The following is a 20593-nucleotide window of genomic DNA, read 5'->3' on the forward strand; positions in this document are numbered from 1 at the left end:
GTCGTGAATCTTTCCTGGCTCGAATGGAAAAATACCCCGTGGGGGAAAGCGACTGGCGGTCAATGGCGCTATGCCTTGCGTAATTCCATTGCAATGGTACTTGCGCTGTATATCGCTTTTGAATTCCAGATGGACGAGCCTTACTGGGCGCTGACTTCAGCAGCCGTCGTCAGTTTCCCGACGGTGGGCGGCGTCATCAGTAAAAGTATCGGCAGGATAATTGGCAGTATCCTGGGTGCCGTGGGCGCGGTATTTATTGCCGGACATTGTCTGAATGAGCCATGGCTTTTTACTTTTGCCATCGCCGCCTGGCTGGGGATTTGTACTTATGTCTCCAACCATTATCAAAACAACGTCTCGTACGCTTTCGCTCTCGCGGGCTACACAGCGGCAATCATTGCGTTTTCAACCGTCAACGTCACGGATACGACGCAAATTTTTGATATCGCCCAGGCGCGTGTCGGTGAAGTCATCACCGGTATTTTGTGCGGTGGTTTTATGATGATGGTGCTGCCCAGCACATCCGACGGCGATGCCCTGCTCACGTCACTGCGGAAAATGCATACCCAACTACTGGAACATGCGCAGCTGTTATGGCGTACCGAAATATCCGACCAGATCCGCACCTCGCATGAAGGGCTGATCGGGCAAATCCTCACCCTGAATCTGTTGCGCATTCAGGCAGTCTGGAGCCATTACCGCCTCCGCCGTCAGAATAATGTGCTCAATTATCTGCTTCATCAGCAGTTGCGCATGACCAGTTATATTTCCAGCCTGCGCCGCATGTTGCTTAACTGGCCGACTCCGCCGGAAAACCTGGCTGAAGTGATGAGCGTTCTGCTCGATGAACTGCGCAAGCCCGACACTGACAAATATAAACTGTCTAAAATTCTCCAGCACATTAAACCTCATGACACGTCCGACTTTCGTCATCAGGCCTTCTGGCAACGGTTACGTGATTTCTGCTGGCTGTATCTGCGCAGTGAACGCTGGCTGCGCCGGGTGGAAAACGCCAATGTGGCGGAAGCTGAAACACTCCAGCCCCCCAAAATCAGCCATCTTGCGCAACATACCGACACGCTGGAAGCTGCCTACAACGGGCTGAGAACCTTTTTGTGTATCGTGATTGGTTGCGGGTTCTGGATGAGCACGCAGTGGGATTCAGGCGCCGGTGCCGTGGCGCTGACGGCCGTCAGTTGTGTGCTCTATTCCTCGACCGCCTCGCCTATCAGCAGCGTCACCCTGTTAATCAAATCGCTGGGCTTACTGTTTGTCGGCTGTTTTCTGCTCAAGTTCGGGCTGATGGTTCAAATCGATAACTTTTGGGTGTTCTGCGCTTTCTTCCTGCCGATGCTGGTTACAATGCAGATGATGAAATTGCAGTACAAACGTTATGCCGGGTTGTGGGGACAAATGATTGTCTTTATGGGCTCGTTTTTAGCCGTCACTAACCCGCCGGATTTTGACTATCAGTCGTTTATGAACGACGGTGTGGCGAAAATCGCCGGTGTGATGCTCGCGGGCGTCGCGTTTCAGGTCTTAAGGCCGAGTTCGGATAAGCGCAAGAGCCGCCGCATTATCCGCGCCCTGCGCCGTGATTTTATGGATCAGCTCAGCCGCAAACCTTCCCTGAGCCATTTCCAGTTTGAATCGCTGATTTATCACCGGATGAATCAGCTCAGCCAGAGTAAAGATCAGCTCTCCCGCACCTGGCTGTTGCGGTGGGGGGTGGTGCTGCTCAATTGCAGCCACATTGTCTGGCAGTTACGTGAATGGGAAACGCGTTCGGATCCGCTTTCTGCCGTGCGTGACGTGTGTATTCACTGTCTGAAAGGGGTCATGACGGAGCGCGGCGTCAGCCACGAAAATCTGGATGCTACGTTAATTGAGCTGCTGCGGATGAGCAATTCCTTGGCGCATCACCCTGAACCGGCAGCACGCGAACTGGCTGGCGTTATCTGGCGTCTGTACTGCTCGCTGTCACAGTTGCAGCAGGCCATTTCAACAGAGGATGGTCCGGCACAGCCAGTGGTCAGTACCACCAAACCTGCCTGACTCTAAACACTTCAGGCTGCGGATGTTGACCGCAGCCTGAAATCGGATCGATTAAGGAACGTCGTAGCCCAGCGCGGCTTTGCGAATGCGGAACCACTGCTGACGAGTCATTTCGAGAGACAATGATTTCCAGGCTGATTTCACGCGTTCAATTTTGCCCGAACCGATAATCGGCAATGGCTGAGACGGCAGACGCATCACCCAGGCGTAAACCACCTGTTCGATAGTATCGGCACCCATTTCGTTTGCCACCGTCTGAAGTTCGTCGCGCAGCGGCTGGAACTCAGGATCACTGAACAGACGACCACCACCCAGACAGGACCACGCCATCGGCCTGATGCGCAATTGCTGGCAGAGGTCCAGCGTGCCATCCAGAATTGCCGGCTGATGAATGGGAGAAATTTCTAGCTGATTCGTCGCCAGCTGGAACGGCAAGCGTGACTGCAACAGACTGAACTGAGCCGGGGTAAAGTTGGAAACGCCGAAGTGTTTTACTTTGCCGCTTTTATGCAACTGCGTGAATGCCTCAGCCACGTCGTCAGCATCCATCAGCGGATCCGGGCGATGGATCAGCAGCAAATCCAGATAATCGGTATGCAGGTTGCTTAACGATTTCTCGGCACGTTCCACAATGTACTTTGTGTCTGTAATGTAATGGCCGATTTTGTTATCAGGATTGGCACGCGTCGCAATGCCACATTTACTGACCAGCTGCATTTTTTCGCGTAAGGATGGCTTGAGTCGCAGAGCCTCACCGAACGCGGCTTCACACTGGTAATCGCCATAAATATCAGCATGATCAGCAGTAGTAATGCCCAACTCAATATGCTGTTCCATGAAAGCCAGAATCTGTTGCGGCGTCATGTTCCATTCCATCAGACGCCAGTAACCGCAAATCAGTTTTGAGAATACTGGGCCTTGAGGAGAAATCAGGGTACGCGCTTCCATTATAAATCCCTTAAGTTTTTGATTTTCGATCGACAGAATACACAACGCCTTCGGCGCTGTATTGATGCGAAACGTAAGAATTGCAAAGAAGCAGACAACGGTCACGACACTGACAGCTGGCGTGAAAAATCAGAACAGTTCCGGTTGTTCCGGCAGAGGTTCGTCGGGCTGCTTTCCGGCCCGAGTCTGACGTAAAAGCCGCTGCTGGCATAAACGGATCACGTGACGTTTTTCCGTATCCGTCATTTTCATCCAGCCGAAGCGCTCCTCGCGGCTGCGCAGGCAACCGCGACAATAACCACGCTCATCGGCCTGACAAATGCCACGGCACGGACTGGGAATGTCGAAAAACTCAAGTTGCTGGGCCACACGCCCTCCGCAAATAACGGTGAACTTTTATTCAAGACGTTTTCTGCCCATCCTGCAAGAGGATCTGCAAAAAGGCACCGTACGCGTAGTCAGACAGAGGCCAGATGCGTTAGAAAGAGTCATTGCGAAACGATCGTGTAGCGGGAACTATGTTCCTGAATACCCTGCCGATCAGTCTATTAAATCCGGAGTTATTGAAATGACCAAGCTTTTCACCCCCATTGTTGTCGGCAAAAATACACTGCCTAACCGTGTCTTTATGGCGCCGCTTACCCGCCTGCGCAGTATCGAGCCGGGTGACATTCCTACCCCGCTGATGGGCGAATATTACGCTCAGCGCCACACTTCCGGCCTGATTATTACAGAAGCCACTCAGGTTTCCTTCCAGGCAAAAGGTTATGCCGGCGCGCCGGGTCTGCACACGCCAGAACAGGTCGCTGCGTGGAAAAAAATTGTAGCAGGCGTGCATCAGAAAGATGGACATATTGCGGTTCAACTGTGGCACACAGGCCGTATTTCTCATAACAGCGTGCAGCCGGATAACCAGACGCCGGTCTCATCTTCAGCTGTCAATCCAAATACCCGCACCAGCCTGCGCGATGAGCAAGGCAACGCCATTCGCGTTGATTCCCCTACTCCGCGTGCGCTGGAACTGAGCGAAATCCCGGGGATCATTAATGATTTCCGTCATGCTGCTGAGTGTTCTGCCGAAGCCGGTTTTGATTACATTGAGCTGCATGCTGCGCACGGTTATTTGCTGCACCAGTTCATGTCTCCGGCGTCTAACCTGCGTGAAGACGAATACGGTGGCAGCATTGAAAACCGTACCCGCCTGACGCTGGAAGTGGTCGATGCCGCCATCGGCGCTATCGGCGCAGACCGCGTGGGTATCCGTATTTCACCAATGGGTCCTTTTAACGGGCTGGACAACGGTGAAGATCAGGAACAGGCAGCTATCTATCTGCTCGATGAACTGAACAAACGTAAACTCGCTTACCTGCATATTTCTGAGCCAGATTGGGCAGGCGGTAAACCTTACTCGGCTGAATTCCGTGCGGTGATCCGCGCCCATTATCAGGGTGTGATTGTGGGTGCCGGTGCTTATACCGCTGAGAAAGGCGAAGAGCTTATCGAAAAAGGTTACATCGACGCCGTTGCTTTCGGGCGCAGCTATATCGCTAACCCGGATCTGGTTGAGCGTTTGAAATCCCACGCGCCGCTTAACGATCCGAAACCAGAAACTTTCTACGGCGGCGGTTCACAGGGTTATACCGACTACCCGACGCTGTAATGATTAAAAAAATGTGATCCCATCCTTGCAGCAGAAGAGGCCCTCCTTCTGCTGCTTTTTTTGGTCAAGCCTTCAGCAATTGATCGTCGTTTTACAGACAAAATGGTCTCTATCAGTTAGGCTTGAACCGATAATTCTCATCCTGCAAATAAAGAGGAACCTATGCGTTTACTCCATACCATGCTTCGTGTTGGCGATCTGCAACGCGCGATCAGCTTCTATACCGATGTATTAGGCATGCGCCTGCTGCGTACCAGCGAAAATACTGAATATAAATACTCTCTGGCATTCGTGGGTTATACCGATGAAAGCGAAGGCGCAGTGATTGAACTGACCTACAACTGGGGCGTTGACAGCTACGACATTGGCACCGCTTATGGTCATATCGCACTGGGCGTTGATAACGTCGCGCAAACTTGCGATGACATCCGCAACGCGGGCGGGAAAGTGACCCGTGAAGCCGGTCCGGTTAAAGGCGGCTCCACTATTATCGCGTTTGTTGAAGATCCGGATGGCTACAAAATCGAGCTGATCGAATCCAAACATGCAGGTCAGGGTCTGGGCAACTGATCCCCCTGAATGCTGAAAGGGGCGCAATCGCGCCCTTTTTTATTGCCCAATTTTTGCCGCAGCCCTGCAACAGGCGGCAAAATTTGTCATAATGCGCGCTGAATTCGATGAAGATAAGAAACTAATGGCCGAGAATAGTGACATTAACGCCCTGAGAGGCCGTTTTCGTGGTTTTTATCCGGTAGTAATTGATGTTGAAACTGCCGGATTTAATGCCCAAACCGATGCGCTGCTGGAAATTGCGGCAATCACACTGAAGATGGATGAGGACGGCTGGCTGCAAAGCGATGAGACCGTGCATTTCCACGTAGAACCTTTTGAAGGCTCGGTACTGGTGCCGGAAGCGCTGGCGTTTAACGGTATCGACCCGACCAACCCGCTGCGCGGCGCGGTCAGTGAATATGACGCTCTGCACGAAATTTTTAAAGTCATCCGCAAAGGGATGAAAGAGCAAAACTGCAACCGCGCGATCATCGTGGCCCACAATGCCAATTTCGATCACAGCTTCCTGATGGCGGCAGCCGAGCGCGCCGGGCTGAAACGTAATCCGTTCCACCCTTTCGCGACATTTGATACTGCGGCGTTAAGCGGACTGGTGCTCGGGCAAACGGTGCTGGCGAAAGCCTGCATCAGCGCGGGAATGGTGTTTGACAGCAGTCAGGCTCACTCTGCGCTGTATGATACCGAACGTACTGCTGAGCTGTTCTGTGAGCTGGTGAATCGCTGGAAGCGCCTTGGCGGCTGGCCGTTGCCACTGACCGCAGAAGAAACCGAAGACGAAGCGGCACAGCAGGAAAATCAACAGTAAGTCCGGGCTGCCGGTAAATACTCAACTGGCGGCATTCGTGACTGACTTAATTCAGACATAAAAAAAGAGCGACGCAATGTCGCTCTTTTGTTTCCGCCATCCTTTAAAGGACAGCTGCCTTCTTCGAATTACTCTTCAGAAGATTTGTATTTTTCGGCAGTTTCTTTGATCAGCTGCTGCAGTTCGCCACGCTGGAACATCTCAACGACGATGTCACAGCCGCCGACCAGTTCACCATCAACCCACAGTTGCGGGAAAGTTGGCCAGTTAGCATATTTTGGCATTTCAGCGCGGATATCCGGGTTCTGCAAAATATCAACGTAAGCAAAGCGTTCGCCACAGGCGGAAAGCGCCTGAACAGCCTGAGCGGAAAAACCGCAGCTTGGCAGCTTTGGAGAACCTTTCATGTAAAGCAGGATCGGGTTTTCAGAAACTTGTTTCTGAATTTTTTCAATAGTTGGAGTGGTCATTTCTTGCTTCCTCAAGCCGGTACAGGCTGTCACGGTCATTACTCATCACGCGCGGCACCCAAAGACGGTGCGCAAACACAATACTTTCTATTGTAACGACGCCAGCCATCAGATAAAAACGCCATTTTTTGTGGGGTCTTTCTCAATACTGGCATTTTATTAAACAATTTTCGGCGACTGCGCTGAGCATCACATATTTAAAGATCCATCGAGAATAACATTTTTGCCGTGCGACGATAATGGCAGATTTGCAAAATCACATTCTTTATCTCAAATAATAACCTGATGAATAATGGTTATTTTTTTGACTGAAAATGGCGGTTATTTCGACATAAAAAAAGCTATTAACTTTTTCTCACAATATGATCTAGAATCGAGTCAATTCGTGCTTTTTTGTCGGGTTCTTTTAGGCAATACTCTGACATCCCTGATGTTTAACCCTACCACTCATGGTAACGAAGCTATGCGCGTCCTGTTCACGCTTTTTGTGCTGCTCTTTACCCAGCTGTTTCTCAATATGGCTCATGCATCGCCACAGTCACGCGTCTCTGCCGATCAGCGAAAGAGTCATGCGACTCCCGTGACGCCGGAAGAACGGCGAAAGCGAAAAACAGTGGCGGCGAAAACCAGTAAGAAATCAAAAGTCGCGCCGGTGACAGAGAAAAAAACTCAGGAAAAAACATCTAAAGCGAAAAAAATCAGCAGCACCGAACTGGTCAAGCGAAAGACGACTTCAGAGAAAAGCCTAAAAACAACCCGCACTGAAAGCAAAAAAGAAAAAACACTCAGGACAACGCGGGCTGAGAGCAAGACAGAGAAAAACAGTAAATCCCGAACACTTGCCAAAAACAGCACTGAAAAGGTCAGTAAAAGAGAAACGTATGGCCGACACCGCAAAGGCAAGAGGTTACGAGAGGAAGACACCAAACCGATTACGCTGAGTGCGACACATAAAAAACGCTATCAGCATGCACAACAAACGGCGATGACGAAACTGATGCATCAGGTCGGTAAACCTTATCGCTGGGGAGGCACCTCCCCGAATACCGGTTTCGATTGCAGTGGCCTGGTCTATTACGCCTACAAAGATTTGATCCGCATTAAAATGCCGCGCACGGCAAATGAGATGTACCACCTGCGCGATGCGGCTCCCGTCAAACGTGGCGAACTTGAAAGCGGTGACCTTGTGTTCTTCAGGATCAACAATCGAGGCGCGGCGGACCACGTGGGTGTTTATGTCGGCAACGGCAAGTTCATACAGTCACCAAGAACCGGTGAAGACATAAAAATCACCTCACTGGGCGACGATTACTGGCAGGATCATTATGTTGGCGCGCGTCGGGTGATGACCCCGAAAACAATACGATAATAAACAATTCGTTAAGTCTGAAGTTTCGCTAATCAGCCATTGAATAGCATTTAACGAAGAGTTTCTGCAGGGAAGAGTATCGGCGGTAACGGGCGCTACGTAAAATTGAAAAGGGCGATTCCTGTGAAAGGTATCGCCCTTTTTTGTTGCGTCTCACTGCTGCTCAGTACTGAATTAGTTCATCACTGCCGTGAAGCTGAAAGCGATAATCATGAGCAAAGCGCATACCGTGGTGATCAACGATAATTTCAGGTTGCTGTCCATCAAACCCCCTTTCGGATCAGGTTGTGGCGTTTCTTTTAGCCACACTAAATGTGTGCCAACGCATTTTCGCATAATTCACATTTAAAATCTTCTGCTGAATGACAATGCCAGCATGACAATTTTACTTCCACTTTCATGCATTATAAGAGAAAATTGTCGGTTAACACGCCTGTGTGCCGGTCGATTTCACCCGAGAGCATTTCGCGCCTCATTCTGAAGAGTCCACCTAACGATTTCACTGCCCTTTTCTGAGTCAGCAGTTAAATCCACGCAAGCAAACGATTAACATAATGCTAACGTGCTGAAGCACGGAAGTTTAGGAGTCATTCTTTACATGGCAACGATTAAAGATGTCGCAAAGCGCGCTGGCGTTTCCACTACAACCGTGTCGCACGTCATCAATAAAACACGTTTCGTCGCCGAAGAAACCAAAGATGCGGTTCTCCTTGCCATCAAAGAGTTACATTACTCTCCGAGTGCCGTTGCGCGCAGCCTTAAGGTCAATAACACTAAAACGATCGGCCTGCTTGCCACCTCAAGTGAAGCGCCCTATTTCGCCGAGGTAATTGAAGCCGTTGAGAACAGCTGTTTCTCTAAAGGCTATACGCTCATCTTGTGTAACTCGCACAATAATCTGGAAAAACAACAGGCCTATCTGCAAATGCTGGCGCAAAAACGCGTCGACGGCCTGCTGGTGATGTGCGCGGAATATCCTGACGAGTTGCTCAATATGCTCGAAGAGTATCGTTCAATTCCGATGGTCGTGATGGACTGGGGCGAAGCGCGTAAAAACTTCACCGACAGCATTATCGATAACGCATTCGAAGGCGGTTACATGGCCGGACGCTATCTTATTGAACGCGGGCACCGCGATATCGGTGTGATCCCGGGACAGCTGGCACGCAACACCGGCGGCGGGCGTTTTCAGGGGTTCGTCAAAGCACTGACAGAAGCCAACATCCCGCTTCGCGAAGAATGGGTTGTTCAGGGTGATTTCGAGCCAGAGTCAGGCTATCAGGCGATGCACAAGATTCTGATGCAAAAACAACGTCCCACCGCCGTTTTCTGCGGTGGTGATGTCATGGCGATGGGCGCAATTTGCGCTGCTGATGAGCTCGGATTGCGCGTTCCGCAGGATATTTCAGTGATCGGTTATGACAACGTGCGTAATGCGCGATACTTCTCTCCCGCCCTGACGACCGTGCATCAGCCGAAAGAACGGTTGGGTGAGATGGCCTTTACGATGCTGCTCGACCGTATCATCAGTAAACGCGAAGAATCACAAACCATCGAGGTGCATCCGAAACTGGTTGAGCGTCGTTCGGTGGCCGATGGCCCGTACCGTGATTACCGTCGTTAATACTGTTTTAACGCCTGCATTTGCAGGCGTTTTTATTTCTTAATCCCGCAGCCATTCATGGTTCATGGTTTCTGTATCACCCATATATTCCAGCAACCAGGCAAGTGAAGGTGACGGATTGCTCTGATCCCAGGTCAGACAACACGGACTGTCAGGGAACGTATTCTCCAGTGCCAGAACCTGTAATTTCTGCTGCTCTATCCAGTGGCTCACGCGATGTACCGGCATCATTCCTACGCATAAACCTTCACTCAGACATTCAAGCGCGCAGGTCCAGTCCGGGACAACCAGGCGTCGCTGGTTATCCAGAGTCCAGGTATCACGCTTGGGTAACGTTCGTGAAGTATCTTCCAGGCACAGCGCGGGATATGGCCTGAGCTGTTCATCAGTCAGTGCGCCCGATAACTGCGCCAGAGGATGCTGCGGGCTAACGACGCAGTGCCAGTCCATAAATCCCATGTCGCGAAAGCTGAAGCGACCGCCAACCGGGATCGCACGGGTCGCGCCGATTGCCACATCAGCCCGCCCGTCGACCAGCGCATCCCAGACACCATTAAACACTTCAGAGTGAATGATCAGTTCGGTATCAGGGAAATGGCGATAAAAATCCAGCACCAGTCGCCGGGTTCTTGCCGGTTTGACGATTCTGTCGACTGCAATACGCAACTCGCCCCGCCAACCATTAGCAACCTGCTGACACTGGCGGCGTGTAGCTATCATTTTTTTTGTCAGAACGCGCGCTTCATCCACGAAAACTTTTCCTGCTGGCGTTAAAACAACGTCACGGTGGCGGCGCTCAAACAGCGGCACCGCCAGCCATTGTTCCAGTTGACGAACGGTGTAGCTGATGGCAGAAGGCACCCGGTGTAAATCCTGTGCTGCTGCGCTGAAACTGCCCGTTCTCGCCACAGCATCGACGACTTCCAGAGCATATTCTGACCACATAATTTAGCCTTCAATATTTTTGATAGCAGAGTACAAATATTAGCGTTTCACAATGCTGTTATCAAAGCGTTAAAATCCGTCTCCGAACTGATTTCTGCCTCAAATCACCTGCAACAAATAAATTAACGAGATAATAATGAAACCCTCCTTTGGATTTATGCTCTATCTGGCTGGCCTGAGCATGCTCGGCTTTTTAGCCACAGATATGTACCTGCCTGCGTTTAGCGCAATGCAAACCAGCCTGATGACCAGTCCGGGAATGATCAGCGCCAGCCTGAGTATTTTTCTCGGCGGATTCGCTCTCGGACAATTGCTTTGGGGACCGCTGTCGGATCGCATTGGCCGTAAACCGGTTTTATTACTCGGACTAACGTTGTTTGCCGTGGGCTGTCTGGGTGTAATTTGGGTCGACAACGTGCGCGCCCTTCTCGCTCTGCGTTTCTTACAGGCTATGGGCGTCTGTGCTGCTGCGGTGACCTGGCAGGCTATCGTAGTTGATCGTTTTTCTGCGGATGTTGCTAAAAAAACCTTCGCCAGCATCATGCCTCTGGTGGCACTTTCACCGGCGCTGGCCCCTTTGCTGGGCGCATGGGTCCTTAACCATTTTGACTGGGAAGCCATCTTTGCCCTGCTCACTGCGGTAGCCGCACTGTTGCTTATCGCCACCTTCACGCTGCGGGAAAACAAGCCGGCAGAACACAAATCTGCGGATAAAGCGGGTTTTGGCACTTTGCTGAGATCACGCGTTTACAGCGGTAATGTCATGATTTACGCCGCCTGCTCCGCTGGTTTCTTTGCGTGGCTGACAGGCTCACCGTTTATTCTGAGCGATATGGGCTATTCGCCGGGCGTGATTGGCCTGAGCTATGTTCCGCAGACCATCGCCTTCCTGCTGGGTGGTTTTGGCTGCCGGTTGCTTATCAGTAAGTTAGACGGGAATAAAATTTTGCCCTGGCTGCTGACGGGGTATGGCCTGAGTGTTGCGGGTCTGTTTTGTGTCGCCATGTTCACTGATGCCGGGTTAGTGAGCCTGTTGATCCCATTCTGCTTCATGGCGCTGGTGAATGGCGCAATCTATCCAATTGTTGTCGCAAACGCATTAATGCCATTTCCTGCTAATACAGGCAAAGCCGCCGCGTTGCAAAATACCCTGCAACTGGGATTATGCTTCCTCGCCAGTCTTCTGGTTTCCGCATTTATTGTGCAACCATTAATAGCGACAGTCACCACCATGCTGTCTACACTATTGTTGGTAGTTTTGGGCCGGTGGATGTCTGTACGGCACGAAAATCCGCAATATACTGAGCAAAAGTCAGAGCAGGAAGCCTGAGTCAGCCTCGAGAGTTAATCGTTATAATGACCATAAGTAACAATCACTTAACGGACATTTTCATTCATGACGATTAACTATTGAGAATGCCTGCTGGCGAGCCTATACTCAACAAAACCCAATAAAATAGCATTTTTACAAAACTTTTATTAGATACTTAAGCCGGACGCGCGGAATGCGTCACACTATTTTTTTAGTACGTTTTTCAAGGATGATTTTCCTGCGTGTCTTTTGGCCGCAGGTGTTCTTCTAAATTTCCTCTGTTGTTGTCGGATATCGGACGAGGCGCTAGTCGTCTGTTCTCATAAAGACCTGCAAAATAGCCTTTGCTTTTCCCGGCAGGTTAATAAGTCAGAAGAGAAAGTGATGGAGAAGCTATGAGTTCATCGTGTATAGAAGACCTAAGCATTCAGGACAATCAGTGGTATCGGATAGCCAGTGAAATGCTGGCAATGGCGGACATCCAGGTTAATGGCAATCGCCCTTTCGACCTTAAAGTAAAAAACACTGACTTTTTTAAGCGTGTTTTACAGGAAGGTTCTCTGGGTCTGGGTGAAAGCTATATGGATGGTTGGTGGGAATGCGACCGCCTTGATATATTTTTCCAGCGTGTTCTCCGTGCAGGTCTGGAAAATAAACTCCCCCACCATTTTAAAGACACTTTGCGCGTCGCCGCTGCACGCCTTACCAATTTACAATCGCGTAAACGTGCATGGATTGTCGGCAAAGAGCATTATGATCTGGGCAACGATTTATTCACTCTGATGCTCGACCCTTACATGCAATATTCCTGTGGCTACTGGAAAGAAGCGACAACGCTTGAAGAAGCGCAGGAAGCCAAACTCAAAATGATCTGCGATAAACTGCAATTAAAACCCGGCCAGCGTTTGCTGGATATTGGTTGCGGCTGGGGTGGATTGTCTGAGTTTGCGGCGCGAAATTATGGTGTCAGCGTCGTTGGTGTCACTATTTCTGCAGAACAACAAAAGCTCGCGCAAAAAAGATGTGAAGGACTGGATGTCACGATCCTTTTACAGGATTACCGTGACCTCAACGATCAGTTCGACCGGATTGTCTCGGTCGGCATGTTCGAGCATGTCGGTCCGAAGAATTATCAGACTTACTTTAATGTCGCCAAACGTAATATCAAACCCGACGGCATTTTCCTGCTGCACACTATTGGTTCTAACAAAACAGATCTGAACGTCGACCCGTGGATTGATAAATATATCTTCCCGAACGGCTGCCTGCCTTCAATTCAGCAAATTGCGCAAACCAGCGAATCTTTGTTTGTGATGGAAGACTGGCACAATATTGGTGCGGATTATGATCGTACCCTGATGGCGTGGCATGAACGTTTCCAGAAATACTGGCCTGAACTGGCAGAGAAATATGGTGATCGTTTCCACCGCATGTTCACTTATTATCTCAATGCCTGCGCAGGGGCATTCAGGGCACGTGATATTCAGCTTTGGCAAGTGGTATTCAGTCCTGAAGGGGTTGACGGCGGGATCCGCGTTCCACGTTAATCGTACTTTGACCGAGACTAAAAGGCATAAAAAAACCGGACTAGCATGTCCGGTTTTTCTTTTTGCAGATGCTTAAAAATCTGAGGATAAATCCTTTATTCAGATTTCTCGATCATCGCCTGTGCGGTCGCAATAGCGGCTTCGCGGCTGGCTAAAACACGTTCAACGGTATCAACTATCGCCTGAGTCTGCGGGTCGATTTCGATATTGATTTTATCGCCCAGACGTTTCACCCCCAGCGTAGTACGTTGCAATGTTTCCGGAATCAGATGCACGCAGAAACGGGTACGGGTAACTTCGCCGATGGTAAGACTAATACCATCAATGCCGATATAACCTTTATGTAATACATATTTCATCAGATCTTCATGTGGCATACGGAACCAGATCTGACGGTTATTTTCCGACGTCAAAATTTTTGCCACTTCCGCGGTACAAATAATATGTCCCGACATCAGATGGCCGCCGATTTCATCATCAAAACGCGCAGCGCGTTCCAGATTCACCAGGTCACCCACCTTAAGATCACCCAGATTGGTCAGGCGAAGCGTTTCCTTCATCAGGTCAAAACTGACCAGATCGCCCTTGACCTCAGTCACTGTCAGGCAGCAGCCGTTATGTGAAACAGATGCACCCAGCTGCAGATTGTCGAGCATATCTTTCGGCAAGCGGACAACATGGGTTCTGAAATTAGGTTTTTCATCGATCGATACGACCGCTCCGGTTCCCTGAACAATTCCGGTAAACATAGCCCTTTCCTCAATTCATAAGTCTGTTGTATTAAAAACGACACTGCTGTCAGTTTGCCGCAGATTTCAGGGAAAGCCAAATCTTCACGGGCAGAAATAGCACCGTCTGCTTTCATTTCATTATTTAACCGCTCGTTAACAGCTTTGTTTGCTTAAAAATACCGACAATGTACAATCTTCGGACTATTTCCCACTCTTTGCGGCCACCCTTCGTGGCGATTTTTATTCAATATAATCAACAAAAAAAGGTGTATCTGTGCAGAAGTACCTTGCAGAGGCGCGGGTTTTATTAGCGCTTGCCATTCCGGTCATCCTTGCGCAAATCGCTCAGACTTCCATGGGCGTAGTCGACACCATAATGGCCGGCTCAGTCAGTGCCACGGATATGGCCGCCGTCGCAGTCGGGACCTCCATCTGGTTGCCCGCGATATTGTTCGGACACGGCTTGTTACTCTCCCTGACGCCAACCATTGCGCATTTAAATGGTGCTGGTCGTCGCGATAAAATCGGGCATCAGGTTCAGCAGGGATTCTGGCTGGCTTCCGGTGTTTCCGTTCTGGTTATCGCCGTATTATATCAATGCGACCATATTCTCGGCCTGATGCATAATATTGATCCGGAGCTGAAAGAAAAGGCTGTCGGTTATTTGCACGCCATTATGTGGGGTGCACCGGGTTATTTGTTCTTCCAGGTGCTACGCGACCAATGCGAAGGCCTGTCAAAAACCAAGCCGGGGATGGTATTTGGCTTTATCGGTTTACTGGTGAATATTCCCGTTAACTATATTTTCATCTACGGTAAATTCGGGGCGCCTGCCCTCGGTGGCGTCGGTTGCGGCGTCGCAACGGGAACTGTCTATTGGGTGATGTTCTTTATGATGCGATTTTATGTCCGTCATAACCGTGCCCTGCGTGACATACAACCTGTTACGCGTTTTGCTAAACCCGATTGGCCGACGCTGCGCCGTCTTTCTCAGCTGGGCCTGCCCATTGCACTGGCATTATTCTTTGAAGTCACACTGTTCGCCATCGTGGCCCTGCTGGTTTCTCCGCTGGGTATTGTCGCCGTGGCCAGCCATCAGATTGCCCTTAACGTGGGCTCACTGATGTTTGTCGTACCCCTTTCACTCGGTGTAGCAGCAACGATTCGGGTCGGTTCAAGACTGGGGGAATCTTCCGTTGAAGGCGCTAAAGTCGCTGCATATACCAGCATTATGACCGGTGTTCTTATGGCCTGTTGTACCGCAACAACGGCGATTTTGTTCCGCGAACACATTGCTGCACTGTATAACGACAGCCCTGAAGTGGTGACGCTGGCCTCACATCTTTTGATTTTTGCTGCGTTGTTCCAGATCTCAGACGCCATCCAAGTGATTGGCAGCGGCATTCTGCGCGGCTATAAAGATACCCGTTCTATCTTCTATATAACGTTTATTGCCTATTGGGTATTGGGACTACCGGTCGGATACATGCTGGGTCTTACCGACTTGCTGGTACCAAGAATGGGGCCGAGTGGTTTCTGGTGCGGATTTATTCTGGGGCTGACCTTTGCGGCGCTGATGATGACGTTGCGCATGCGCTGGTTACAGAAGCAACCGTCCTATACGATTTTGCAAAAAGCCGGTCGCTGATCTGCTGTTCTATCCCCCGCGCTGATGAGCTCTCTTTCGGCGCGAGGGATTTTATATCAATGCAGTGCCTGTTATGCCTAAAAAAACAACGCAATGCGCATTCGCTCGACAGTCACGCACAATATGACAGGAAAATGTCTTTTTTCCCTTGCCAGTATTCAGAGAGGCCGTTAATATTCGTCCCCGTCGCCAACACTGGCTGACAAAAAAGAAAAACGTTGCGTCCGTAGCTCAGTTGGTTAGAGCACCACCTTGACATGGTGGGGGTCGGTGGTTCGAGTCCACTCGGACGCACCAAATTTCTCGCAGTACCGTTGCATGATGTGCGTCCGTAGCTCAGTTGGTTAGAGCACCACCTTGACATGGTGGGGGTCGGTGGTTCGAGTCCACTCGGACGCACCAAATTTCTCGCAGTACCGTTGCATGATGTGCGTCCGTAGCTCAGTTGGTTAGAGCACCACCTTGACATGGTGGGGGTCGGTGGTTCGAGTCCACTCGGACGCACCAAAGCAATGTTCTCTCTTTCCTTTCTGCTGTAAACTCTGATTCAAATCCCAACATTAAAATCTCTGAACACCCTTTTCTGCTTACGCTCAGCGTTTCTCAGCGACATCCGTTTGTATTTTTTAAGATTATTTATCACTTGTGTCATTTCCGATCGCAGCGTGAAAGAAATGTTGTGACCTGCTGATTTATACGCTGCCCGCATTGGATGAATTCAAAACAACGTTCCGATATATGCCCTAAGCTTGCGCAACATCACGTTTTTTATTTGGTTTCCCAACCCGTTCCCCTCTATAATACGCATCGTCTCTTCGATTGAATGGTTTCAGCCCCTTGATCTGTCGATATCGCCCTAATAAAAGCGTGACCACTCCAGTAGCGATGATAAATCGTACAAATCGCTATGCTTTGGCTGAACTTACTACACCATTCCTTTCACAGTCTTCTACGCTTAGTAATGATTTGATTCAACCAGGCACCATCTCAATTCCGCGCGGACAGCAATGCTGTCAGGCAAACACTTTTCCATTCCATCACAACTTGTAGATAAAATCGTCATGAAAAAGACTAAAATTGTTTGTACCATCGGCCCGAAAACCGAATCCGAAGAAATGCTGACCAAACTGCTTGATGCAGGCATGAACGTTATGCGTCTGAACTTCTCCCACGGTGATTATGAAGAGCACGGTCAGCGCATTCAAAATATCCGCAACGTGATGGCGAAGACCGGTCACAAAGCGGCAATTCTGCTGGACACCAAAGGTCCTGAAATCCGCACCATGAAACTGGAAGGCGGCAAAGACGCTTCTCTGGTTGCGGGTCAGACTTATACCTTCACAACTGATCAAAGCGTTATCGGTAACACCGAGCGCGTTGCAGTCACTTATCAGGGCTTCGCAGCTGACCTTAAAATCGGCAACACCATTCTGGTCGATGATGGCCTGATCGGTATGGAAGTGACCAACGTCACTGAAACCGAAGTCACCTGTAAAGTGCTGAACAATGGCGATCTGGGTGAAAACAAAGGCGTTAACCTGCCAGGCGTTTCTATCGCACTGCCAGCGCTGGCTGAAAAAGACAAACGTGACCTGATCTTCGGTTGTGAGCAAGGCGTCGACTTCGTCGCGGCTTCTTTCATCCGTAAACGTTCTGACGTTCTGGAAATCCGCGAACACCTGAAAGCACACGGTGGCGAGCACATCCAGATCATTTCCAAAATTGAAAACCAGGAAGGCCTGAACAACTTCGACGAAATCCTCGAAGCTTCTGACGGCATCATGGTTGCACGTGGCGACTTGGGCGTTGAAATCCCGGTTGAAGAAGTTATCTTCGCGCAGAAGATGATGATTGAGAAATGTAACCGTGCACGCAAAGTGGTTATCACCGCTACGCAGATGCTCGATTCCATGATCAAAAACCCACGCCCTACCCGCGCTGAAGCAGGCGACGTAGCTAACGCCATCATCGACGGCACCGACGCAGTTATGCTGTCGGGTGAAAGTGCGAAAGGTAAGTACCCGCTGGAAGCTGTGACCATCATGGCGACCATTTGTGACCGTACTGACCGCGTAATGCAAAGCCGCATCGATGGTCAGAACGACAACCGCAAACTGCGTATTACTGAAGCCGTTTGCCGTGGTGCGGTAGAAACTGCTGAGAAACTGGATGCGCCACTGATCGTTGTCGCAACCAGCGGTGGTAAATCCGCTAAAGCTGTGCGTAAATACTTCCCGCACGCCACTATCTTGGCTCTGACCACCAATGAAATTACTGCACGTCAGCTGATCCTGACCAAAGGTGTTGTCACTCAGCTGGTGAAAGAAATTGCCTCTACTGATGATTTCTACCGTATCGGGAAAGAAGCCGCCATCGAAAGTGGTCTGGCTCAGAAAGGCGATATCGTAGTGATGGTTTCTGGTGCGCTGGTTCAGAGCGGCACAACAAATACTTCATCGGTACATGTTGTTTAATTAAAAACGTGACCAGAAGCATTAATGAACGCCGCGTGAAGTGGCGTTCATTTATTCAAAAAGTATCTTGCTTCATAAAAAGTGCGAAAAGCGGTAGCAGCAAAATTGGGATAAGTCCCATGGAATACAGCTGTTTTCGCTGCAATTTTTAACTTTTTCGTAAAAAAAGATGCTTCTTTGAGCGAACGATCAAAATATAGCGTTTACCGGCAAAAAATTATTCTCATTAGAAAATAGTTTGTGTAATACTTGTAACGCTACATGGAGATTAACTTAATCTAGAGGGTTTTATAATGAATCGCACTAAACTGGTACTGGGCGCTGTAATCCTGGCTTCAACTATGCTGGCTGGTTGTTCAAGCAATGCTAAAATCGACCAACTGTCTTCAGACGTTTCTACTCTGAACTCTAAAGTTGACCAACTGAGCAACGACGTGAACGCAATGCGTTCTGACGTTCAGGCAGCTAAAGACGATGCAGCTCGCGCTAACCAACGTCTTGACAACCAAGCTCACGCTTACAAGAAGTAATATTTACTTCTCTAGTTCAATGGCGCACTCAGTGCGCCATTTTTTTGTCTGCAATTTACCCTCCCCTCCGTTCATCTGGCATTACCTTTAACCCGGCCCCTTCTTAAAACGCTCCCTATGGCACCCCTGAATATCAGACATAAAAAAGGAGCCATAATGGCTCCTTTAGAAAAAATCGCTTCTGAATCGTTTCTGTAGCGCTTACTGCGCGCTTGCTGTTGTGACTTCAGATTGTTGTGTCGCAGCAGCCGTTTGTGGCTCATTCACAGGTGGTGGCGTATCTGTCGCCTTATCACCCACACTCACGACGACAGGCATGCCTGAACGGCGTGTAATCGCCTCTTTTACCATGGCAGAGTTAGTCTCATCGTTCCTGATGAATTTCTTCATGGCGGCGGTCAGCGGAATCGGTTTGGTTTGCGGATCATCCTTTTCGGTATGTGATAAAGGCTGATGCACTTCGATATAACGCTTACCGTCCGGCTCCACGTCATATTTGATTGGCTGATTCACAATCTGCACACGCGTTCCTTTTGGCACCGAGTTAAACAGCGCCTCGATATCGTCAGGACGCAGACGGATACAGCCTGAACTCACGCGCATCCCGATACCAAAGTTGGCGTTAGTACCATGTATCAGATACTGCCCTGTTCCGGCTGACAGACGCATCGCGAACAGCCCCATCGGGTTATCCGGTCCGGCAGGCACCATTCCAGGCAACGTAATGCCGTCTTTCAGGTACGCTTTGCGGATATTGGCCGTCGGCGTCCAGGTAGGGTTAGGGATTTTCTGGCTGACTGATGTCACCATCTCCGGCGTATTGCGGCCCAGCTGGCCAATACCAATCGGATAGACGATGACTTTATCTTCGCCTTTCGGGTAGTAGTACAGACGCAGTTCAGCCAGATTCACCACAATCCCTTCGCGTTTTGTGTCGGGTAACAGCATCTGTGAAGGAATAGTCAGTACTGTTCCGGCTTTTGGCAGATAAGGGTCTGTACCCGGGTTAGCTTCCAGCATAGCGATCAGGCCAATCTGATATTTGGCTGCCACGTCTTCCAGCGGTTTGCCATCATTGGGCACCACATAAGTCGTGTTTTCGCCAATCAGGCGGCTATTATCCGGCGGCAAAGGGTATTCTGCTGCACTTGCAGTCATGGAATGGGCTGCCATAAAAGTGCCAACTAACATTGCCAGAAGGGGTAATGCGCGTCTCATACTCAGTCCTTTTTCGGCCTGCACTCAGACAATCTGAGGCAAGACAATTATCTAGTCTGGTAATACTAGCAGCGCAGAATCTGGTGGCAATCAAACCACAGAAAATCAGAAAGTTACCTGAAGGAAGTCTGGAGAAAACGACAAAGATAGTGAATTGAAAAATCAGACTAAAAAGGAAATGCGAAAGGGAGAACGGGGAATTTGCCTTGCTCATTAGCAGATAATTCCTAATGAGCAAAGCAGCGCGACGGCAGGCTATATTAAGAAAGCTGTGCAGCCTTAGTCCGAATCGAGCGGATCATCGCTTCCAGCCCTTGCGAGCGGGAAGGTGTCAGATGCTGGCTCAGTTCCAGTTCAGTGAAGAATGGACGCACATCCAGCTCAACCACATCACGCGGCGTTAACCCCTGATACAGGCTGAACACGATAGCCACCAGACCTTTAACGATGGCAGCGTCACTGTCACCCTCAAAGGTCAGCGCACCATTTTCATCTGTACGCATCACAATCCACACCTGGCTCTGGCAGCCTGCAATCAGGTTTTGATCCTGACGATGTTCTTCTGCCAGCACCGGTAACTGGCCGCCCAGTTCGATCACATACAGATACTTCTCTTCCCAGTTCGGGCACCGGGAAAAGTTTTTAACTAACTTATTTTTATCGGGCAAAGCCATAACAACATCC

20 protein-coding genes and 3 tRNA genes are annotated in these 20593 nt (G+C 49.9%); 14 read left to right on the forward strand and 9 right to left on the reverse strand.

Features of this window, described 5'->3' with window-relative positions; all coding sequences use genetic code 11:
* The first annotated feature begins 3 nt into the window (after positions 1–3).
* Positions 4–2055 (forward strand): FUSC family protein, encoded by a 2052-nt coding sequence (locus tag D5398_RS00775; RefSeq protein ID WP_120505935.1) that lies wholly within the window; start codon positions 4–6, stop codon positions 2053–2055.
* 51 nt (positions 2056–2106) lie between these two features.
* Here D5398_RS00775 and D5398_RS00780 read toward each other — a convergent pair whose 3' ends face one another.
* Together D5398_RS00780 and D5398_RS00785 are read right to left on the reverse strand one after the other, a co-directional pair.
* Positions 2107–3003 carry an aldo/keto reductase gene (locus D5398_RS00780; RefSeq protein ID WP_120505936.1) on the reverse strand — a complete coding sequence of 299 codons (897 nt, stop codon included), beginning with the start codon at positions 3001–3003 and terminating at the stop codon, positions 2107–2109.
* Positions 3004–3132: 129 nt separating this feature from the next.
* The gene (locus D5398_RS00785; protein ID WP_120505937.1) at positions 3133–3372 is read right to left on the reverse strand and encodes a DUF1289 domain-containing protein; all 240 of its coding nucleotides are present in this window, start codon (positions 3370–3372) and stop codon (positions 3133–3135) included.
* A 193-nt stretch (positions 3373–3565) separates the two neighbouring features.
* On the opposite strand from D5398_RS00785, the gene nemA reads away from it, so the two are divergent.
* The 3 genes from nemA to rnt all read left to right on the forward strand — a co-directional run bounded on the left by nemA (position 3566) and on the right by rnt (position 6041).
* Positions 3566–4663: an alkene reductase gene (gene nemA / locus D5398_RS00790; RefSeq protein ID WP_120506648.1), complete on the forward strand. Its 1098-nt coding sequence runs from the start codon at positions 3566–3568 to the stop codon at positions 4661–4663.
* Positions 4664–4825: 162 nt separating this feature from the next.
* On the forward strand, positions 4826–5233 hold the full coding sequence (gene gloA, locus D5398_RS00795) for a lactoylglutathione lyase (RefSeq protein WP_112287933.1): 408 nt from the start codon (positions 4826–4828) through the stop codon (positions 5231–5233).
* 91 nt (positions 5234–5324) lie between these two features.
* Positions 5325–6041 (forward strand): ribonuclease T, encoded by a 717-nt coding sequence (gene rnt / locus D5398_RS00800; RefSeq protein WP_120505938.1) that lies wholly within the window; start codon positions 5325–5327, stop codon positions 6039–6041.
* 128 nt (positions 6042–6169) lie between these two features.
* On the opposite strand, the gene D5398_RS00805 is transcribed toward rnt, so the two are convergent.
* Positions 6170–6511 (reverse strand): Grx4 family monothiol glutaredoxin, encoded by a 342-nt coding sequence (locus D5398_RS00805; RefSeq protein ID WP_120505939.1) that lies wholly within the window; start codon positions 6509–6511, stop codon positions 6170–6172.
* Positions 6492–6620, reverse strand: coding sequence for a hypothetical protein (locus D5398_RS25745; RefSeq protein WP_279634994.1), 129 nt, complete (start codon positions 6618–6620; stop codon positions 6492–6494). The genes D5398_RS00805 and D5398_RS25745 overlap by 20 nt, the downstream gene beginning before the upstream one ends.
* A gap of 354 nt (positions 6621–6974) precedes the next feature.
* Here D5398_RS25745 and D5398_RS00810 point away from each other — a divergent pair, with 354 nt between their 5' ends.
* On the forward strand, positions 6975–7880 hold the full coding sequence (locus D5398_RS00810) for a C40 family peptidase (protein WP_120505940.1): 906 nt from the start codon (positions 6975–6977) through the stop codon (positions 7878–7880).
* Between the two features lie 174 nt (positions 7881–8054).
* Here the strand turns inward: D5398_RS00810 and cydH are convergent, their stop codons facing one another.
* A complete protein-coding gene (cydH, locus tag D5398_RS25815; RefSeq protein ID WP_120505941.1) occupies positions 8055–8216 on the reverse strand; it encodes a cytochrome bd-I oxidase subunit CydH in 162 nt (53 codons plus the stop codon).
* Positions 8217–8478: 262 nt separating this feature from the next.
* On the opposite strand from cydH, the gene purR reads away from it, so the two are divergent.
* The gene (gene purR / locus D5398_RS00820) at positions 8479–9504 is read left to right on the forward strand and encodes an HTH-type transcriptional repressor PurR (protein ID WP_120505942.1); all 1026 of its coding nucleotides are present in this window, start codon (positions 8479–8481) and stop codon (positions 9502–9504) included.
* A 39-nt stretch (positions 9505–9543) separates the two neighbouring features.
* Here purR and punR read toward each other — a convergent pair whose 3' ends face one another.
* Positions 9544–10449 carry a DNA-binding transcriptional activator PunR gene (gene punR / locus D5398_RS00825; RefSeq protein ID WP_120505943.1) on the reverse strand — a complete coding sequence of 302 codons (906 nt, stop codon included), beginning with the start codon at positions 10447–10449 and terminating at the stop codon, positions 9544–9546.
* A gap of 136 nt (positions 10450–10585) precedes the next feature.
* Between punR and punC the strand changes: the two genes are divergently transcribed.
* Together punC and cfa are read left to right on the forward strand one after the other, a co-directional pair.
* The gene (gene punC, locus D5398_RS00830; protein WP_120505944.1) at positions 10586–11779 is read left to right on the forward strand and encodes a purine nucleoside transporter PunC; all 1194 of its coding nucleotides are present in this window, start codon (positions 10586–10588) and stop codon (positions 11777–11779) included.
* Between the two features lie 377 nt (positions 11780–12156).
* Positions 12157–13308, forward strand: coding sequence for a cyclopropane fatty acyl phospholipid synthase (cfa, locus tag D5398_RS00835; RefSeq protein ID WP_120505945.1), 1152 nt, complete (start codon positions 12157–12159; stop codon positions 13306–13308).
* Between the two features lie 95 nt (positions 13309–13403).
* Here the strand turns inward: cfa and D5398_RS00840 are convergent, their stop codons facing one another.
* Positions 13404–14057: a riboflavin synthase subunit alpha gene (locus D5398_RS00840; RefSeq protein ID WP_120505946.1), complete on the reverse strand. Its 654-nt coding sequence runs from the start codon at positions 14055–14057 to the stop codon at positions 13404–13406.
* Positions 14058–14313: 256 nt separating this feature from the next.
* Here D5398_RS00840 and D5398_RS00845 point away from each other — a divergent pair, with 256 nt between their 5' ends.
* The 6 genes from D5398_RS00845 to D5398_RS00870 all read left to right on the forward strand — a co-directional run bounded on the left by D5398_RS00845 (position 14314) and on the right by D5398_RS00870 (position 18691).
* The gene (locus tag D5398_RS00845; RefSeq protein WP_120505947.1) at positions 14314–15687 is read left to right on the forward strand and encodes an MATE family efflux transporter; all 1374 of its coding nucleotides are present in this window, start codon (positions 14314–14316) and stop codon (positions 15685–15687) included.
* Between the two features lie 220 nt (positions 15688–15907).
* Positions 15908–15984 (forward strand) — tRNA-Val (locus D5398_RS00850).
* A 28-nt stretch (positions 15985–16012) separates the two neighbouring features.
* Positions 16013–16089: transfer RNA gene (locus D5398_RS00855), tRNA-Val, on the forward strand.
* 28 nt (positions 16090–16117) lie between these two features.
* Positions 16118–16194, forward strand: a tRNA-Val gene (locus tag D5398_RS00860).
* Positions 16195–16748: 554 nt separating this feature from the next.
* Positions 16749–18161 carry a pyruvate kinase PykF gene (gene pykF, locus D5398_RS00865; protein ID WP_120506649.1) on the forward strand — a complete coding sequence of 471 codons (1413 nt, stop codon included), beginning with the start codon at positions 16749–16751 and terminating at the stop codon, positions 18159–18161.
* Between the two features lie 293 nt (positions 18162–18454).
* Positions 18455–18691: a major outer membrane lipoprotein gene (locus D5398_RS00870; protein ID WP_056773575.1), complete on the forward strand. Its 237-nt coding sequence runs from the start codon at positions 18455–18457 to the stop codon at positions 18689–18691.
* 201 nt (positions 18692–18892) lie between these two features.
* Here the strand turns inward: D5398_RS00870 and D5398_RS00875 are convergent, their stop codons facing one another.
* Together D5398_RS00875 and sufE are read right to left on the reverse strand one after the other, a co-directional pair.
* Positions 18893–19909 (reverse strand): L,D-transpeptidase family protein, encoded by a 1017-nt coding sequence (locus D5398_RS00875; RefSeq protein WP_120505948.1) that lies wholly within the window; start codon positions 19907–19909, stop codon positions 18893–18895.
* Positions 19910–20169: 260 nt separating this feature from the next.
* Positions 20170–20583 carry a cysteine desulfuration protein SufE gene (gene sufE, locus D5398_RS00880; RefSeq protein WP_120505949.1) on the reverse strand — a complete coding sequence of 138 codons (414 nt, stop codon included), beginning with the start codon at positions 20581–20583 and terminating at the stop codon, positions 20170–20172.
* Positions 20584–20593 lie beyond the last annotated feature (10 nt).

The sequence above is a fragment of the Rahnella bruchi genome, from assembly GCF_003614975.1.
GTDB lineage: Bacteria > Pseudomonadota > Gammaproteobacteria > Enterobacterales > Enterobacteriaceae > Rahnella > Rahnella bruchi.

What these genes read in the sequence shown, in the direction of transcription:
- purR (WP_120505942.1), top strand. Translation starts at nt 8,479, where the DNA reads ATGGCAACGATTAAAGATGTCGCAAAGCGCGCTGGCGTTTCCACTACA.
- sufE (WP_120505949.1), bottom strand. Translation starts at nt 20,583, where the DNA reads ATGGCTTTGCCCGATAAAAATAAGTTAGTTAAAAACTTTTCCCGGTGC.
- D5398_RS00870 (WP_056773575.1), top strand. Translation starts at nt 18,455, where the DNA reads ATGAATCGCACTAAACTGGTACTGGGCGCTGTAATCCTGGCTTCAACT.
- pykF (WP_120506649.1), top strand. Translation starts at nt 16,749, where the DNA reads ATGAAAAAGACTAAAATTGTTTGTACCATCGGCCCGAAAACCGAATCC.
- cfa (WP_120505945.1), top strand. Translation starts at nt 12,157, where the DNA reads ATGAGTTCATCGTGTATAGAAGACCTAAGCATTCAGGACAATCAGTGG.
- D5398_RS00875 (WP_120505948.1), bottom strand. Translation starts at nt 19,909, where the DNA reads ATGAGACGCGCATTACCCCTTCTGGCAATGTTAGTTGGCACTTTTATG.
- rnt (WP_120505938.1), top strand. Translation starts at nt 5,325, where the DNA reads ATGCGCGCTGAATTCGATGAAGATAAGAAACTAATGGCCGAGAATAGT.
- gloA (WP_112287933.1), top strand. Translation starts at nt 4,826, where the DNA reads ATGCGTTTACTCCATACCATGCTTCGTGTTGGCGATCTGCAACGCGCG.
- D5398_RS25745 (WP_279634994.1), bottom strand. Translation starts at nt 6,620, where the DNA reads ATGGCTGGCGTCGTTACAATAGAAAGTATTGTGTTTGCGCACCGTCTT.
- punR (WP_120505943.1), bottom strand. Translation starts at nt 10,449, where the DNA reads ATGTGGTCAGAATATGCTCTGGAAGTCGTCGATGCTGTGGCGAGAACG.
- D5398_RS00805 (WP_120505939.1), bottom strand. Translation starts at nt 6,511, where the DNA reads ATGACCACTCCAACTATTGAAAAAATTCAGAAACAAGTTTCTGAAAAC.
- cydH (WP_120505941.1), bottom strand. Translation starts at nt 8,216, where the DNA reads ATGCGAAAATGCGTTGGCACACATTTAGTGTGGCTAAAAGAAACGCCA.
- D5398_RS00840 (WP_120505946.1), bottom strand. Translation starts at nt 14,057, where the DNA reads ATGTTTACCGGAATTGTTCAGGGAACCGGAGCGGTCGTATCGATCGAT.
- punC (WP_120505944.1), top strand. Translation starts at nt 10,586, where the DNA reads ATGAAACCCTCCTTTGGATTTATGCTCTATCTGGCTGGCCTGAGCATG.
- D5398_RS00810 (WP_120505940.1), top strand. Translation starts at nt 6,975, where the DNA reads ATGCGCGTCCTGTTCACGCTTTTTGTGCTGCTCTTTACCCAGCTGTTT.
- D5398_RS00780 (WP_120505936.1), bottom strand. Translation starts at nt 3,003, where the DNA reads ATGGAAGCGCGTACCCTGATTTCTCCTCAAGGCCCAGTATTCTCAAAA.